Annotated in this window: 15 protein-coding genes, 1 other RNA gene and 1 pseudogene; 6 read left to right on the plus strand and 11 right to left on the minus strand. The window is 54.8% G+C overall.

The features are described from left to right. Positions 1-78 precede the first annotated feature (78 nt). Positions 79-1,275, plus strand: a pseudogene (locus JOE34_RS10800) (IS3 family transposase). A gap of 228 nt (positions 1,276-1,503) precedes the next feature. On the opposite strand, the gene JOE34_RS10805 reads toward JOE34_RS10800, so the two are convergent. From JOE34_RS10805 to smpB, 9 genes are all read right to left on the minus strand, one after another. Next, positions 1,504-2,175 carry a hypothetical protein gene (locus JOE34_RS10805; RefSeq protein WP_096113349.1) on the minus strand — a complete coding sequence of 224 codons (672 nt, stop codon included), beginning with the start codon at positions 2,173-2,175 and terminating at the stop codon, positions 1,504-1,506. 5 nt (positions 2,176-2,180) lie between these two features. After that, entirely contained in the window at positions 2,181-3,887 is a 1,707-nt protein-coding gene (locus tag JOE34_RS10810) for a LeoA/HP0731 family dynamin-like GTPase (protein ID WP_096113350.1), read from the minus strand. Between the two features lie 11 nt (positions 3,888-3,898). Beyond that, on the minus strand, positions 3,899-6,088 hold the full coding sequence (locus tag JOE34_RS10815; RefSeq protein ID WP_209995724.1) for a hypothetical protein: 2,190 nt from the start codon (positions 6,086-6,088) through the stop codon (positions 3,899-3,901). Positions 6,089-6,728: 640 nt separating this feature from the next. After that, positions 6,729-7,178: a DUF1493 family protein gene (locus JOE34_RS10820; protein WP_192875615.1), complete on the minus strand. Its 450-nt coding sequence runs from the start codon at positions 7,176-7,178 to the stop codon at positions 6,729-6,731. Continuing rightward, entirely contained in the window at positions 7,156-7,587 is a 432-nt protein-coding gene (locus JOE34_RS26125) for an STM2901 family protein (protein ID WP_348635366.1), read from the minus strand. Before JOE34_RS26125 ends, JOE34_RS10820 begins: the two co-directional genes overlap by 23 nt. A gap of 11 nt (positions 7,588-7,598) precedes the next feature. Then, positions 7,599-8,102, minus strand: a complete 504-nt coding sequence (locus JOE34_RS10825; protein WP_096113353.1) for a type VI secretion system tube protein Hcp — start codon at positions 8,100-8,102, stop codon at positions 7,599-7,601. Between the two features lie 386 nt (positions 8,103-8,488). Further along, positions 8,489-8,880: a transfer-messenger RNA gene (gene ssrA, locus JOE34_RS10830) on the minus strand. 110 nt (positions 8,881-8,990) lie between these two features. Next, positions 8,991-9,275, minus strand: a complete 285-nt coding sequence (locus JOE34_RS10835) for a hypothetical protein (protein WP_003313650.1) — start codon at positions 9,273-9,275, stop codon at positions 8,991-8,993. Positions 9,276-9,583: 308 nt separating this feature from the next. Continuing rightward, complete coding sequence (smpB, locus tag JOE34_RS10840) at positions 9,584-10,066, minus strand: SsrA-binding protein SmpB (protein WP_003313649.1); 483 nt, start codon at positions 10,064-10,066, stop codon at positions 9,584-9,586. Positions 10,067-10,179: 113 nt separating this feature from the next. Between smpB and JOE34_RS10845 the strand changes: the two genes are divergently transcribed. Genes JOE34_RS10845 through JOE34_RS10855 form a run of 3 tightly spaced genes read left to right on the plus strand, consistent with a single transcriptional unit; the run spans position 10,180 to position 12,332 of the window. After that, the gene (locus JOE34_RS10845; RefSeq protein WP_054992786.1) at positions 10,180-11,583 is read left to right on the plus strand and encodes a sodium-dependent transporter; all 1,404 of its coding nucleotides are present in this window, start codon (positions 10,180-10,182) and stop codon (positions 11,581-11,583) included. Positions 11,584-11,590: 7 nt separating this feature from the next. Next, on the plus strand, positions 11,591-12,025 hold the full coding sequence (locus tag JOE34_RS10850; RefSeq protein WP_003340547.1) for a type II toxin-antitoxin system RatA family toxin: 435 nt from the start codon (positions 11,591-11,593) through the stop codon (positions 12,023-12,025). Then, on the plus strand, positions 12,018-12,332 hold the full coding sequence (locus JOE34_RS10855; protein ID WP_024664111.1) for an RnfH family protein: 315 nt from the start codon (positions 12,018-12,020) through the stop codon (positions 12,330-12,332). The genes JOE34_RS10850 and JOE34_RS10855 overlap by 8 nt, the downstream gene beginning before the upstream one ends. Positions 12,333-12,407: 75 nt before the next feature. On the opposite strand, the gene JOE34_RS10860 is transcribed toward JOE34_RS10855, so the two are convergent. Further along, on the minus strand, positions 12,408-12,929 hold the full coding sequence (locus JOE34_RS10860) for an outer membrane protein assembly factor BamE (protein WP_003431549.1): 522 nt from the start codon (positions 12,927-12,929) through the stop codon (positions 12,408-12,410). 98 nt (positions 12,930-13,027) lie between these two features. Here JOE34_RS10860 and fur point away from each other — a divergent pair, with 98 nt between their 5' ends. Then, the gene (gene fur / locus JOE34_RS10865; protein ID WP_003313643.1) at positions 13,028-13,435 is read left to right on the plus strand and encodes a ferric iron uptake transcriptional regulator; all 408 of its coding nucleotides are present in this window, start codon (positions 13,028-13,030) and stop codon (positions 13,433-13,435) included. Between the two features lie 44 nt (positions 13,436-13,479). Here fur and recN read toward each other — a convergent pair whose 3' ends face one another. Further along, the gene (recN, locus tag JOE34_RS10870; protein ID WP_003418848.1) at positions 13,480-15,153 is read right to left on the minus strand and encodes a DNA repair protein RecN; all 1,674 of its coding nucleotides are present in this window, start codon (positions 15,151-15,153) and stop codon (positions 13,480-13,482) included. Positions 15,154-15,423: 270 nt separating this feature from the next. On the opposite strand from recN, the gene grpE reads away from it, so the two are divergent. Continuing rightward, positions 15,424-15,987 (plus strand): nucleotide exchange factor GrpE, encoded by a 564-nt coding sequence (gene grpE / locus JOE34_RS10875; RefSeq protein ID WP_003313642.1) that lies wholly within the window; start codon positions 15,424-15,426, stop codon positions 15,985-15,987. Positions 15,988-16,036 lie beyond the last annotated feature (49 nt).

A 16,036-nucleotide genomic window follows, 5' to 3' on the forward strand; every position in this document is an offset into this window, starting at 1 on the left:
AAAGCAAGGAAAAGTGTAGTGGTCTAATGAAGCCGGACACCCATTTAGGCGAGAATGCTCGCCAGATAGAGGTGTCTGATGACCAAACAACGCCGTACCTTTTCCGCTGAGTTCAAACGCGAGGCCGCAGGCCTCGTGCTCGATCAAGGCTATAGCCATATCGAAGCCAGCCGTTCACTTGGGGTTGTCGAATCCGCGCTGCGTCGTTGGGTCAACCAGCTTCAGCAAGAGCGCAATGGCGTCACGCCTCAGAGCAAAGCCCTGACGCCCGAGCAGCAGAAAATCCAGGAGCCGGAAGCTCGGATCGCTCGTCTTGAGCGGGAGAAATCCATTTTAAAAAAGGCTACCGCGCTCTTGATGTCGGAAGAACACGAGCGTATGCGCTGATTGATCAACTGAATGCTCATGAGTCGGTAGAGTTGTTGTGCGAAGCCTTTGAAGTGCCTCGTTCGTGCTACTACAACTATCGCCTCAGGCGCCGGACTCCAGACGTTGAGCGGGTTCGATTACGCAGTCGAGTCAACGAGCTGTTCACGAAAAGTCGAAGCGCTGCCGGCAGCCGCAGTATCGTGTCGATATTGCAGGGAGATGGCGAGCAAATCGGTCGGTTCAAGGTGCGTGGACTGATGCGGGAATTGGGTTTGATCAGTAAGCAGCCGGGCTCGCATTCCTATAAAAAGGCAACGGTGGAGCGACCTGATATTCAGAATATTCTGAATCAAAAGTTCGATGTACCCGCGCCCAATCAAGTCTGGTGTGGCGACATCACTTACATCTGGGCACAAGGAAAATGGCATTACCTGGCGGTGGTTATGGATCTTTATGCGCGTCGGGTGGTGGGCTGGCGTTTCGAACAAGCCGGATACGGACTTGGTGATCAAGGCGCTAGACATGGCCTATGAGCAACGCGGCAAGCCTCAGGGACTGCTGTTTCACTCCGACCAAGGCGCCCAATATGGAAACCGGCAGTTTCGTCAGCGGCTTTGGCGATACCGTATACGTCAAAGCATGAGCCGCCGGGGTAATTGCCACGACAACTCGCCGATGGCACGTGTATTCCGCAGTTTGAAAACTGAGTGGATACCGCCCGTGGGCTACATGACGGCCCAAGAGGCTCAGCGGGATATCAGCCATTATCTGATGCATCGTTACAACTGGATTCGGCCACACCAGTTCAATGATGGACTGGCGCCCGCTCAGTACGAGAAAAACCTTAACGCCGTGTCCGGGATCAGTTGGCCACTACAGGCGCTGCCTTCCCATCTGCACAGCTAAGCGTTAGGCAAGTCGTCGCAGGATCAAGTTCGAGCGAGGATCAGTGGATGATTATTTCTTTCGAACGCCATCAATCTCCGCATCTTTTCACAGAGGCTTGTAATGATCTATTTTCGTCGAGCTGCGGCAGAACTCAGCGAAACCCCGTCGATGCCTCACGTCAACCAATTGGGCGAGGCATTGATCGCGTGTCACCTAAGCCAGTTACTCTGCGACGCCATTGGGGTCCTAATTGCTTTCAAGAATTATCGCCTCATCAAGCTTGCACGCACTGGGGTGACCATCCGTTCCCCAGTGGTTGCTGCTGTAGAGGCCGCCTGAAACTGAAGCACCGTCCTCAGTAAAGACTTCAATCACTGCATTCCAGAGTGAAGTCCGCGGAGCCTCGGTAGCAGGGTCTAGGCAAAGCAGGTGAGTCAGGTGGTACTGACCTTCATGCTCATAGCCTTGATGGCCTGCGACCATCATCCAATGACCACTGTGCTTCGACCAACTAACGCCGATCAAGGGGACGTCATCTGAGTCCAGCGCCTTCAGGATGCGCTTGACCAGATTCTTCTTGTTGTCCGCCACGTGCTTTGCTTCGATACCGCTGCCGCGAAAGTGCTGAGCCAGACGTGTCAGATCTTCACCGGTGGTTCCGGAGGAAATCAGCACGCCGTGGGCGACCATAGCATCGCGAAATTTGCCCTCACGGCTGCGACCATCCCAGGCATTCATTTCGGTGATTTCGTCACGCTCTAACACCCCGAGTGTCAGTAATCCCATCATGAGCGCGTAGGGCCCGCAGGCGCCATCGGCATCGCCCTGGCGTAAATGCACCAGATCAGAATTTTCGGCACACGTCACAGGGCCGTTAGGGGACACCATCAGCCAGCGGCTTACGGACATTTGGTTCATGGGCTTTATCCTTCGATCCGTGTGAATTCGGCTTCAATCAGCTCTCCGCTTTCGCGCCATTCACGGAATTGCTCACGCAGTTTGTTTTGGGTATCGATGGCAACTTGAACGTCAGCGACATTTGCGCCAAGCAAGGCAAAGTCCGGGAAGAAGTTTTTCTCGAATGAGGCATCCTGAATCATTGCCAGCAGTTCTTCACGTTGGGCGTTGAAGTTGTCGACCATCTCGGTGATGGCCTTTCTGAACTGCTCTTCACGTTTCTTACGTTCGTAGCTATCCCAGGCTTCAAGCGCCAGGCCAGCCACCGACAAGATCCCGTTGAGGTTTTTCGCCAGATTGACCGCACCCCAAGGGCTGAATTTGAGAACCTTGCCCAAATCCACTCCTAAAGTTTTTGCCACGCTGACGATGCCGTCACGAGCTGCCAGGATACTACCGTTGTTGATCAGGTTGCCCTTGATGGCGTAGTTAACGCCTTGCTTGCCCAAGTTGATCACATTCGTGTTGAAGTGATCGATTTCGGAGTCGAAGCTCAGACGCATGCGGCCCAACTCTTGGCTAACCCCGTTTAGTTGACGATCAAACTCATTCTGCAAACGAGTGGTCACCATTACGCCATCGCGGCCTATTTCGCGCTCGAAAAACTCCTTGAAGGTCTCTTGAGTCAAGCCTTCTGTGCGCATGATCAACCCGGAAAAATAACGGCTCACAAACTCGCGCAAGCCAATGCGCACCTCGCCAATCTGCCCTTTGGCACCATCTAGCTGTCGGGTGAGCGTGCGGCTCACGCCAGTCAGGCGCTCCACTTCGTCGCCTAGGCGTTGGTCGTTTTCCACCGCCACGGGTAGTTCCTTGTGCAGCACATCGAGGATCACGCTCTTACGTGCCTGCTCGACGATTGCCGCTGGCCCTCCACTGGTTTGAATCTTTCCAGCAGTTGCTTGTTGCAAGGTGCCTATGTGCGACAGCGTCTTGAACTGGCCCAGACGTTCGAGCCAGTAATCGGTACCCATGTCGAATGGATTCGCGGCTACCGCAACGATACTCAGTGCCGCTACCTCGGTATCATTGGCGCCGATGGATTCGCGCAGACGGCTTTCGACGTTATGGCGCTTGACCTGCAGATGCTGCGCGTAGCTGGCTTCATCCTCCACGTCTGCCACTTCATCGAAGCGACTCAACACGAAGACCGTACGTGGCAGCAGGTCGAGCGTTCGGAAAAGCCAGTTCAAGTCGTCTTTGTGGCTGTCCTTGATCGGGTTGGTGGAGTTCATCACGTAAAGCACCAGGTGCGCTTCGCTCACGTATTTGCGCGTGATGTCCTTGTACTTTTCCACCGCATCGATATCGGCGTTGTATTGCTCCTTGAAACCGAACAGGCCAGGGGTATCAATCAACACGAAGTTGTCATCCACTTCGTAGACTTTCACTTCGTTCGACGATTCCTGCTGACTTATATTCATGCTGGATTTGTCGAGACGCTCCATCCACGCCGCAGCGATGGAAGTCTTCCCTTCAGAGAAGCCGCCAATCAAAGCAATCTTGAGTTTTTCATTGGCCAGGTTTTGGCTGGCATGCTCGAGTTTGCTCAACAGCGTAGGGTCGATATTTACCCCCAGCACCGAACCCTGCTCAAGAAACTCTCGCAGTTTTCCCAGTAGCGCCAAGGCCTTGTTGTTCCGGTTCAGGAAGAGTTCCAAGGTTGAATTCATTGTGCAGTTCCTTATGCTTTAAGATCGTGGGCAATCTTTTTCAGGCCTAGATGGGCGGCGTCTAGTTTCTGGTTGATGTGTCGGGCTTGCTGGGCAGGTTGCTGCAGAACGGAACAGATCTGTTCTATTTTCTCTTCGAGAGGCGGCAGCGCGTTTGCCAGCGTTTCGCGGAATTTTTCGCGAATTGCCTCGCAGGCGCTGTCCAGATTGGTATCGGTGGCCTTGCGCTGCTGACCTTTTTTGTAGTCGTCGTCAAAATAGCTCCACACGGCCTTTGCGAGACCGATGAGTAACGTTACTGCGCCAAGTGTCATCAACACCCAACCCACAGGGCTCCAGATCAAGGCAGCTCCACTTGCCAAAGTGGCCAGCAGCCCTACAGCGTTGATACCATTATCGATATTCACATTCAGGCTGAAGTACCCCGCCAGACGTGCCTTGCCGATCTCCGAATAGCCGGCTAGCAAGTCTTTTGCGTGAGACTCAAAACGCTCAACGATTTCACTGACATTCTTTTTAAACAGATCGAGTTGCTTATCAAGGGCGCCTGGTAATTTGTCTTGAAGTACGGACTGCTCACTCGTGAATACGCGTTCCAATACCGCTTTGAAGTCATCATTGCTGATATTGTCGTCAATGCGTTCGTACACGCGGTTTCGCACGGTGTCTTCAAATTCTCCGATGGCTTGTTCTCCCGCATTGCTCAGCCGGCTATTGAGGGACTTGAACGCAATCCGCAATTGATGGCTGGCGTTCTCGGCCTCTTCATCCAGTTTTTTTGCCAGAGGTGCAAATTGCGTTGTCTGAATGGTTTTTACTTCTGAACAAACGTCCGTTATCGCGAGTTGAACCTTGTTCATGTTCGAACGGCGTATTTTGGCTTTTACATCAGTAACCAGGTCTTGGGTGAGGTGCTTGTAGAACTGCCTGACCCCTGATTTCTCCAGCAGCAAATCTGGCTCAATGGCGTCCAGGAATTTCTTGCGACTGCTGGCAATTGTGGATCGAGGCATCAGGCAGTCGGCTGCTGCATAAAATGCAGGTAGCGCGCAGAGTGTCATGCTGCGTTGGTAATGCTCACCCAGTTGTTTGCGCATGATCTGGTCCAGATCATTCAGGCTGGCCTGCTCGTCAGGGCTGATCAAGGTCGGCCTCTGCAACGCCATAGGGTTGGTGATGCGCTTGTTGTAGAGCGTCCAAACTTCCGTCTGCGCGCCCAGTTGCGCCTTGATTTTTTCAAGCGTGCCGGGACGTCCCGTATCGCCGGTTTGGGGCGGCGCCGCTTTAGATGTTACATAAAACACCGCATGGGCACGCTTGACCGCCTTGTTGATCTGTTCGCTGACTTTAGTTTCATCACCTTCGATGCCTGGTACATCAAGCAACTGGAAATGCTGCCCCTGTGATTCAAATACATATGCCTGGGTTTGTCGGGTGAAGTCAGCACGGCCATCACCGATGATGCTGCCATCTTCAAATGCCGCCAGTTGCTGCAAATTTTCCAGCGTCGTTGCATGGCGTTGATGGGTTTGGCTGAGCTGGGACTCAAGGGTCTCGCCCTGCTGACGCAGCTTTGTCAGTTCGGTGTCCCGCTGCATAGGCAAAACGCAGCCCTCAGCCTGCAGCTGCACCAGAGCGATCTCTTCGGGTAGCTTGCGTAAAAGATTTAGGATGCGCTGGATCGGACCAGCACTACGTTTCTGCTCTTCGACACGCAGACGTAGAGCCTCTTCCTGCAATTGCAGCTCAGCCAGGCGCTGTTCATGGCGGGTGTCGGCGGCGACTGTTTCGTTCTTAGTCTCAGCCAACCGGTGCCCCAGCGTCTCGATTTCAGCTTCCAGTGCCTGCAGCGCTTCTTCACTCAGGCCTGACTGTTGCTGAAGAGCTATAAAACGCTGGCGTTGATCGCGCTTGGTGTTCTCCTTTAGCAAGATGCGTAGCGTTTCGATTAGCGTCGATTTGCCAGCATTCGTTTCGCCATAGAACGCAACGGTGAAGGTCTTGTGTTCAGCATTGTCCTTCAGCTCTTTGATTGCCTTAGTCAGCGCCTGTTCGATAATCTGCAGTTTGCTTTGTGCTTCTGCCTGAGCCGACGCCAGGGCGGGATCGTCTACTTCCCGAGCCAAGGCTTTGAGCAAATTACTGACGTGATCGACAAGTTTGAGATAAAGACCTTCAGAGATATCTTCAGCTGCAGTCATGGTGTCTTCCTGTCTGACTAAAATGTGTTCAACTGATCGCCGAGACCGGTTGATGACTGAGATTCGAGGTGGTGCAGGTGATATTAATGCGGTGCGTGCAAGCCCCCACCAAGACTTGCTCTTGATAGGGCGTATACGCAGCTGTGCATGAGATGTTGAGCAATCTAACCGTCCTTGCTGGCTCAAATGGGGCGCCTGCAAGTGCGACACAGTGCCGGCCTTTGGCTATCGGCATTGCGAACCCAGACTTTAGAACGCGCGGAGGGCGGCAGGCCCCCACTAAAGGCTGGTTGGTCGCGGGGGATGCAGTCTTAAGAGGCTGAGTTGACCATCACCAACTCGGCCTGCGGTATGGTCACTGCGATTTGATGTCGTCGCACGGACAAGGACTCATAACCGCTCACTCTGACTGTCAGCTTCTCGAGCGAATTGGAAATGCAGCGCGGACTATTGATCTTAGTGAAACGGTAATCACCTCGCGCATGGGCCTATATTTGACGAATGGTGTGATGCAGGCTCGACGGTAAGGTCGATCAGTTTGGGGTTTCTAAGTTTTAAGTTTTTAGGCTGGGCATGAGTTGAACACTCGAAAAGAACCGGTTTGCTGGGATATCCACTCAGCTATCCTTCGATATAAACATCACCGTGCTTTTATACTAAACCCATCAATAGGTATTTCTTCGGTTTTATTGTAAATTGGCAAAGTGCTAAAAGTCTTTCTCTCAAGACTGTCGCAGTCCCATGCTTTCATTTGGGCTGCTTCATACAGCATGCCTAACGTCATTACTGTCTTTGCGCGTCGATCTTTAGATCTGAAAAACACGAAAATGTCGGTTCCTTCTGGCTTGAAATAACGATAGTGGTCGTAATCGCCGGGATCAACGCCGAAGTGTTCGAAAAAATTCTCCATAAAGTCACTGGCATCTTCACCGTCAAGCCCTAGGTCCCAACTGACTCTAGTGGCGAGGCTAAGCGTTTCAAATGCCTTTTTTCCGAATCCAACATAAAAGTAAATTCTCTCTATGAGGTAATTAAGTACTTCATGGTTCAGATCATTTTTATCCATATTAAAAAACCTGGTCTTGTTCATCTACGATAGAGTTGTAGGTGTTCACCGTTACGTATCCTATTTTGCCTAATTCGTATGCAGTATAGGACCACCCGATAACGGGCGTCGCCCGTGCGATGAAACCGCCAATGCTTCGTGTCCATCGGAGGTGCGGCGGAAACCATCCTGTAAGAGATGGTGCTCTGAAGCTTCCGGGGAACTTGCGATTGTTTAGAGTGCGCCGCATGACTATAGACATAATGGAAGTGTTATTGATCGCTCCGCCAGGCTTTGTTCTAGTTGGTATTATGTTGGCGCCTAAGACGATAGTTAATGCAGCCCCAACATCGTCCAATCCAAATTCATCCATTGCCACCTCTGTGGCAATAACAAATAGTAGTTCATTTGCGGTTAGCCCGCAGTCGCCGTCGTAACAATATATTCTAGCCACTTAAACTATCCTTATGCGTAAGTGCTATTTTGTATTTGATCCCAGCCGCCGGAGATCTGTCCAATGATCAAGCCGGTGGTTCGGCTTTGCTGTGAATACTGCATGCTGATCTTGGCGTAATTAAACCTGACTACCTCCTCGGGAAAGTTCGAGGGTGATCGCTCAAATAGATTGCCGGAAACAACGCCGCTTATTATGACCTCGTCAAATACGTATTCCAGATATTTTTGCTTGTCGCCGCCCGCGCGACGTACGTACAGCTTCATCTGCTTGATATGTCGGCCAGCGCAACACGCCTCGAGAATTTTTGGGGTCGCACTGTCAGCGAGTTTTACAATACTGAAGTCGCTTAAATAGACCCTGGCTACGGTAGCCCCGCCTGCCGAGCTTGCAGTCCTTGACACTGATTGAGAAGCCGACAGGCAAAACGTATTAATCTCAATCCAGTTTTTGCAGTCAGAGTCCGTAGACTCTCCACTAATGCCATCAATCCAAAGATATGCATCAATACTCATTCCAGCTCCTTGGAACATCTCTTAATGTAATTCATTGCCGTTGCACGATAGCACAACCCCTGCATTTGAGGCTCGTAGTCAGGTACCTTTTACCGTTGCGGGTTGACGTCCCGTGACGTGATCACCTGAAATCGCAAAGCTAGGTCCTTACGTTGCGCGAGCTATGCTCCGTATGAAAAGTGGCTACGCATCGGTGATGGTGCCTTGAAGGCAGGCTCGTGCGCGGCTCTCATAGGTATGCTCTCTTACTACCATTACGCTCTGACCTTTCTCGCCTGTTCTTGCCTTGCCCGAACTGCGCTTGGCGACTTCTCGTAAGGGTCTGGTCGTATTCACAGAATTCCGCCCACAAAAAAAGACGCCCTGGGGCGTCTTCATTTGCAATTTGGTGGAGCCGGGGGGATTTGAACCCCCGTCCGCCAGTACTCCGCTGTCGGTACTACATGCTTAGCCGTGTCTATTAAGTTAACCCTCAGCGACCCGACGGGCAGGGTGCTTTGGGCGAGTTGTGTAAGTTTTAGTCGCTTCGTCCACAACGTACTAGGCGACGATCCTGTTCTATATGACAATCATTTCGGGTTTACAGGCATCCCCTGATGATTGCTGGAGCCGAAGCTACCAGAAGGAAGGCTAGCACCGCTTACGCGGCGAGAGCGTATTCCCCGTAGGTTTCGTCATTGGCAACTATAGAAAGTTGCAACAGTGGATTTACGAGTTCTGTTACCAACTCGGCATGCACCTAAAGTTTCATCACCGGCGTCGAATCCAAATCGGCCCCGAGACTGCTTTCGCAATCGCTGGGGCGCAGTGTACGCCAATTGGCGTGACGCGTCGACCCGTCTGCTGCAATCGTTCAGGCCAGCCTGGGTGGCTGGCCTGCTCGAAGGTTTACTTGGTGCCTTCGCTGCCCGAACCGGTGTTTTTCAGGGCAGTGAGCGTCTTGGTGGTGATCTCGACGCATTTTTTCTCGTCGTTCTGCGCTTGGGCCGCTTTGGCGTTCTTCACAGTCGTCTCAAGCATTGTCTTGTTTTCTGGGCTCAAGTTGGTGCTGGACGAAGTGTTAGCGTTTTCGATGGTCTTGATGTTCGCTGCGCACAGATCATCGGCGGCAAAAACCGGCGAAGCCAACAGGGCGGCGCTGAGGAACAATCCAGTGAGGGCGGTACGCTTCATGTGTCTCTCCTTGTAACCTGTGGACTCGGTATGGCCGGTGTTTGAGGCCGTCGCCCGAGGGGTTTGAAAGCCCGTTTAGTAGCTGGGCCTAAAGGATTGACTGTGGTGTAACGCAGGCGTTCTATTTTATTTTCGGAATACTGCGAAATAGCCACATTGCGCATTCAAGCACCAAAATGAGGCGATCTTCGCTTTGAGGTATCGAACGGGTTGAGGCGGGGGAGTGGAGCGGTGTGTGCGGGTAAAGGGGTCGATATGAAGTGCCAAATGTCCGGATCAGGACATCTGGCACACGCCAGCGCCGGGAACTAGTCTTCCTTGCCCTTGGAGCGCACGGCACGCTGGAGTTCACGGTCCGAATCGCGTTCGCGTTCGGTGTGACGCTTGTCGTATTCCTTCTTGCCTTTACCCAGTGCAATTTCGCACTTGACCAGGTGCTCCTTCCAGTAAACGGAAAGGGCGACGCAGGCATAGCCTTTCTGCTGAACCGAGCTGGTGAGCTTTTCGAGCTCGCGCTTGTTCAGCAGCAGTTTGCGGGTGCGTGTCGGGTCAGCGATGACGTGCGTGCTGGCAGTCTTGAGAGGCGTGATGTGGCAACCCATCAGCCAGGCCTCGCCATCCTTGAGCAGCACATAACTGTCGACCAGCTGTACCTTGGTGGCACGCAGGCTTTTTACTTCCCAGCCAGACAGGACCAGACCGGCCTCGAACTTGTGTTCGATGAAGTAATCGTGACGCGCTTTCTTATTTTGCGCGATGGTCCCTGTAGGGTGTTTCTTGAGCTTAGCCATAGGGGGCGCATTATAGGCAGTTGCATCAATGTCGGCTACGGGAAAGCGCGTGCTTGAGCACAAAGGTTGAATCCCGGACAATGCGCGATCTTTTTTGGCTGGGCGTTTCGATAATGTCGACGGACAAGGTTTCGGTCCACGGTAGCTGGGCAAGTCGCTGGGTGTTCATCCTGGCTGCTACCGGCTCTGCTGTGGGGCTGGGCAGTATCTGGAAATTTCCGTACATGGTCGGTGCCTATGGCGGCGGTGCATTTGTACTGGTTTTTCTGGCGTGCATCGCGCTGATCGGTATTCCGGTCATGATCGCCGAGACGCTGATTGGCCGTCGTTCCCGGCTCAGTCCTGCGAATGCGCTCAAGACGCTGGCGCAGGAAGCCGGGCATTCGCCGCGCTGGTCCTGGGGTGCGTTTGCCGGGATGATCACGGCGCTGCTGATTCTCTCCTTTTATAGTGTGGTGGGCGGCTGGTCGCTGGATTACATCATCGACATGGGGCGCGGCGACTTTCAAGGTGTGTCGCCGGATCAGGTCGGTGCGTATTTCGGTGCGGTGATTGCCGACCCATGGCGTCTGACTCTGTGGCACACCATTTTCATGCTGCTGTCGGCGGTGGTGATCGGCAAGGGTGTCGAGGCCGGGCTGGAGAAAAGCCTGCGCATCATGATGCCGATGCTGTTCCTGCTGATGCTCGCGCTGTTGGGCTATAGCCTGACCACCGGGCATTTCATGGAAGGCGTGCATTTCATGTTCGACTTCAACCCGGAGAAGGTGCTGGATGGCTTGCTGCCCGCGATGGGCCATGCGTTCTTTTCCCTGAGCGTCGGTGTCGGCTCGATCATGGTTTACGGCGCGTACATGACCAAAGGCGCGTCGATCAGCAGTACAGTCGTCGGTATCGCGTTGCTCGATACCTTCGTTTCGCTGTTGGCCGGCCTTGCGCTGTTCCCGATCGTGTTTGCTGCGGGCCTGAACCCCAGCGAGGGGCCGGGCCTTATGTTCGTTACGCTGCCTTACGCGTTCGGCAACGTCGCATTCGGCCAATTGATGGGCATCGTGTTCTTCGTGCTGGTGGCCGTCGCAGCCTGGAGCTCGGCGATTTCGTTGCTAGAGCCAATGGTCGCCTACCTGGTCGAGCGCACCCGTATTCGCCGCGCCTGGGTGACGTTCTGGCTGGCCTTTACCTGCTGGTTTGTGGGCCTCGGCACGGTGTTCTCGTTCAATATCTGGCAAAAAGCCAAGTTTTTCGTGAACGATGGAGGCGCATTCCACCTCTATCAATGGGGCGCATCGACTGGCCTGGACTTCTTCGGAGTTATTGATTTCTTCACTTCGCGGATCATGTTGCCGCTGGGTGGGTTGTGTTTTGTAGTATTCGCTGGTTGGGTGATGGGCCGTGAGACGGTGCGCGACGAATTGTCGATTCGCAGTCCGCTGCTCTTCAACCTGACGTACTTTTTGATGCGCTACGTGGCGCCGCTCGGCATTCTTGTGGTGTTTGCCGCTCAGCTCTGGAAATGACGCTCACATGACTACGCATATACAACGCTCTGCTTTACTGCCGTACCCGGCCAGGTTCCTTTATGACCTGGTCAATGATGTGGCTCGTTATCCCGAGTTCCTGCCGTGGTGTTCATCCGCTACCGTGGTTGAGGCCAGTGAGGCGCAGATGCGCGCCAGCCTGGAGATCGCCAAGGGTGGTTTGAGCCAGAAATTCATGACGCGCAACACGCTGGTTCCCGGCGAGTCGATCGTGATGGACCTGGTCGAAGGGCCGTTCGAACAGTTTCACGGTGTCTGGACGTTCAAGCCGCTGGGCGAGAAAGCCTGCAAGATCAGTCTGGATCTGTCCTTCGATTATGCCGGCACCATCGTTCGCGCCACGCTGGGGCCGCTGTTCAATCAGGCAGCCAACACGCTGGTGGATGCGTTCTGCCAGCGAGCGAAAGAGCTGCATGGCTGACGCATCGATTCAGATAGAGGTGGTTTACGCCTCAGTGCAGCGCCAGGTATTGAAGACGGTCGATGTCCCGGCCGGCTCTTCGGTACGTCAGGCGCTGGCGCTCAGCGGTATGGACAAGGAGTTTCCCGAGCTGGATCTGAGCCAATGCGCCGTCGGTATCTTCGGCAAGGTGGTGGCTGATCCTGCTGCGCGGGTGCTGGAGGCGGGGGAGCGGATAGAGATCTATCGTCCGCTGGTGGCCGACCCGATGGAGATCAGACGTCTTCGCGCGGCCAAGGCGCGTGAGAAAAGAACGCCTCTCGGCTGAGCTCGGGCTGAACGCGCGCTGAATGGAAGACACAAAAAAGCCCGGCATGCCGGGCTTTTTGTTGGGCGCTTTGGACTACCGGGTGTTGGTGTCCAGCGGCTCCTGGGTCGGGACCGGTACTGTCTCGACGCTGTCCACGTCCTTCTGGATTGTATCCAGCAACGAACCTGGCTTGGCCGGTTCCTCAGGCTGCTGCACTGGCTGGTTCTCTGCCGGGACAGTGGTGTCGCTGCCCTTGCCGAGAATGGCTTCATCGCGGCTGACGCCGGGCATGAAGTCGCCAGACAGGCTCACGAGCTGGTCATTGCCGTTGAATATAAGGCTGACACGCTCCTGCTGGCGTTCACCGCCACCTGGCTGCAGGCTGTACAGGTAATCCCACCGATCGGAGTGGAAAGTGTCGGTCAGCAGGGGGTTGCCCATGATAAACCGTACTTGCCGCCGGGTCATTCCGGGGCGTAACTGGTCTATCATGTCCTGCGTGACGACATTACCCTGCTGGATGTCGATTTTGTAAACCCCGGGGAATGAACAACCGGCGAGTGCGAGCAGTCCCACGAAGGTGAAACTGGTTAGCAAGAGCTTGGTGTTTTGCATCGGTGGGCGACTTCCACTATCTTGGCTGGGACAACGTAAACTCCGATCATACCTGCATTAAGAGAAGCTGCGAAGCAGCGTCTGCGAGAAAGCTGACCATGGTTGAAAATAACGAACTACGTAAAGTAGGACTCAAGGTAACCTTGCCGCGGGTCAAAATACTGCAAATGCTCGATTCTGCAGAGCAACGCCACATGAGTGCCGAGGATGTCTACAAGGCTCTCATGGAGGCCAGCGAGGACGTCGGTCTGGCCACGGTTTACCGTGTTCTGACTCAGTTCGAGTCCGCTGGACTGGTGGTGCGCCACAATTTCGACGGCGGTCATGCTGTGTTCGAGCTGGCTGATGGCGGCCACCACGACCACATGGTCAACGTGGAATCGGGTGAGGTGATCGAATTCTTCGACGAAGAAATCGAGAAGCTTCAGAAAGCCATTGTCGAAAGACACGGCTTTGACCTGGTGGACCACAATCTGGTGCTCTACGTTCGTAACAAGAAGGCGTAATCAGCAACAGGGGCGACCGCGGTCGCCTTTGTGCTTTCTATCGCTCAGCTTTTAGCCGTAACGACCATCTTTTTGGCGTGCGCCAGAGATTCCTTGGTCAGGTCGATGCCGCCCAGCATGCGGGCGACTTCTTCTATACGTTCAGTCTTGCTGAGCCTGGATACGGCTGTGCGCGTTGCGTCGTTGTCCCGCACCTTATGCACGAACAGGTGCTGATGGCCCTGCGCCGCGACCTGCGGCAGGTGAGTGACGGTCATGACCTGGCCGCGCTCGCCCAGGCGACGCAGCAGTTGCCCCACGATCTCGGCGGTCGGTCCGCCAATCCCCACATCCACTTCGTCGAATACCAGCGTCGGCACCCGTGAGGTTTGCGCAGTGATAACCTGAATCGCCAGGCTGATGCGCGACAGCTCACCACCCGACGCGACTTTCGCCAGCGCTTTCAATGGTTGGCCGGGGTTGGCGCTGACCAATAGCTCTACCTGCTCCAGGCCGTGAGGCGAGGGTTCTACGCTGGCGTTGGCTTTGAGGTCGATCTGGAAACGACCGCCGGGCATGCCCAGACGATGAATTTCCTGTTCTACGGCGCTGGCCAGTTTCGTCGCCGAATTGTGACGCAGGTCGCTCAGCTCACGGGCTTTATCCTGATAGTGCCGCGCGAATGCCTGCACTTCATGCTCCAGCCGTTCGATGGATTCGTCGTTGGCATTCAGCGTTTCTATTTCATCCAGCAGCTTTTGTTGCAGTGTCGCCACTTCGCCTGGCTGGATGCGGTGCTTGCGCGCCAGCGTATAGATAGCATCGAGTCGTTCTTCAAGCTGTTGCAGGCGGGCAGGGTCGGCATCGAAGTGATCCAGAAAGCGATTCAGCTCGCCTACCGCTTCTTCTACCTGTATCTGCGCGCTGGACAGCAGTCCTGTGGCCTCGCTCAGGGCGGACGGGGAATGGTCGACACTGCCAAGGCGATGCAGGCTGGCGGTCAGGGCATTGAGCACGTTGCCGGAATCGCTTTCGCTGCACTGCTCGACCACTTGTCGGCAAATGCTCAGCAGGCTTTCGGCGTTGGTCAGGTCCTTGTGTTCCTGTTCGAGCTGTTCGAGCTCGTTTTCGCCCAGGCTCAGGCTTTCCAGTTCTTCGAGCTGATAGCTCAGCAACTGATGCCGTGCGCGTTGCTCGTCACCCGAATTGGAGAGGCGCTCGAGCTCCTGCCGCGTCTGCCGCCAGCGCTGGGCGGCGAGATGAACCTGGCGGGCCAGATCGGTCGCGCCCGCGTATTCGTCGAGCAGGCGTCGGTGGGTGTCGGTCTTGAGCAGCGACTGGTGTTCATGCTGGCTGTGAATATCGATGAGCAGTTCGCCCAGCGCCTTCAGGTCGCCCTGAGGGCAAGGCGAGCCATTGATATAGGAGCGTGACCGACCTTCGGCTGTGATGACCCGGCGCAGTATGCAGGGGCCGTCGTTGTCCAGGTCGCGCTCTTTGAGCCAGGTCTGTGCCTCGGGAATATCGCCCAGGTCGAACGTGGCCAGGATGTCGGCCTTGTCGGCGCCTGGCCTGACCACGCCGCTGTCGGCACGGTCGCCCAGGGTCAGGCCCAGGGCGTCGAGCATGATCGACTTGCCAGCGCCGGTTTCGCCGGTGATGACGCTCATGCCTCGATCCAGTTCAAGGTCAAGGTGTTCGACAATGGCGTAGTTGTGTACGGAAAGGTGCACCAGCATTGAGCGGCTCCCGGGCTGTTTGTCTGGTTATTTATACAGTGTTTTATTTGTGGCTGACAATGCCCTTGCTTAGCTCGATTTGATCGGTCTGCAGTGGTTTTTAGTCCCTCTTGTGTCAATGCGCCATTTTTTGCCGGGCCGGAATCCGGATTATTTGTCAGGGAATGCGTATCTCGATCACAAGAAACCCTTGAAGCCGGAAAATCCGATCCCATATAGGTGGGCAGAAGCGCGAATCGGGATCGCGGACGTTTTTAGAGGAGAAGATGTATGGCTGACGAACAGAATCTGGATGCGCAGGCTCAGGATCAGGCTGCCGAGGCGGGCGCGGGTGATGAACTGACAACCCGAGTGCAGGTGCTCGAAGAGCAACTGGCTGCTGCGCAGGACCAATCCCTTCGCGTGGCTGCGGATCTGCAGAATGTCCGCCGCCGTGCCGAACAGGATGTTGAAAAGGCGCACAAGTTTGCGCTGGAAAAATTTGCCGGTGATCTGTTGCCGATCATCGACAGTCTGGAGCGAGGCCTTGATCTGTCCAGTCCGGACGATGAAAGCATTCGCCCGATGCGTGAAGGCATCGAGCTGACCTTGAAGATGTTCCAGGACACCCTCAAGCGTTATCAGCTGGAAGCCATCGATCCGCACGGCCAACCGTTCAGTGCCGACCAGCACCAGGCGATGGCCATGCAGGAAAGTGCCGACGTTGAGCCCAACACGGTGCTCAAGGTATTTCAGAAGGGTTATCAGCTTAATGGTCGCCTGCTGCGCCCGGCCATGGTCGTGGTCAGCAAGGCACCATCGCCTGCAACGCCGTCAATCAACGAGCAGGCTTGAAATCAGCTGTAAGGCCCCCATTTAAAGGTCAAGCGTTTAAGAGCTACCG

Origin of the sequence: Pseudomonas sp. PvP028 (assembly GCF_017832255.1) — a bacterium.
Classification (GTDB): domain Bacteria; phylum Pseudomonadota; class Gammaproteobacteria; order Pseudomonadales; family Pseudomonadaceae; genus Aquipseudomonas; species Aquipseudomonas syringae.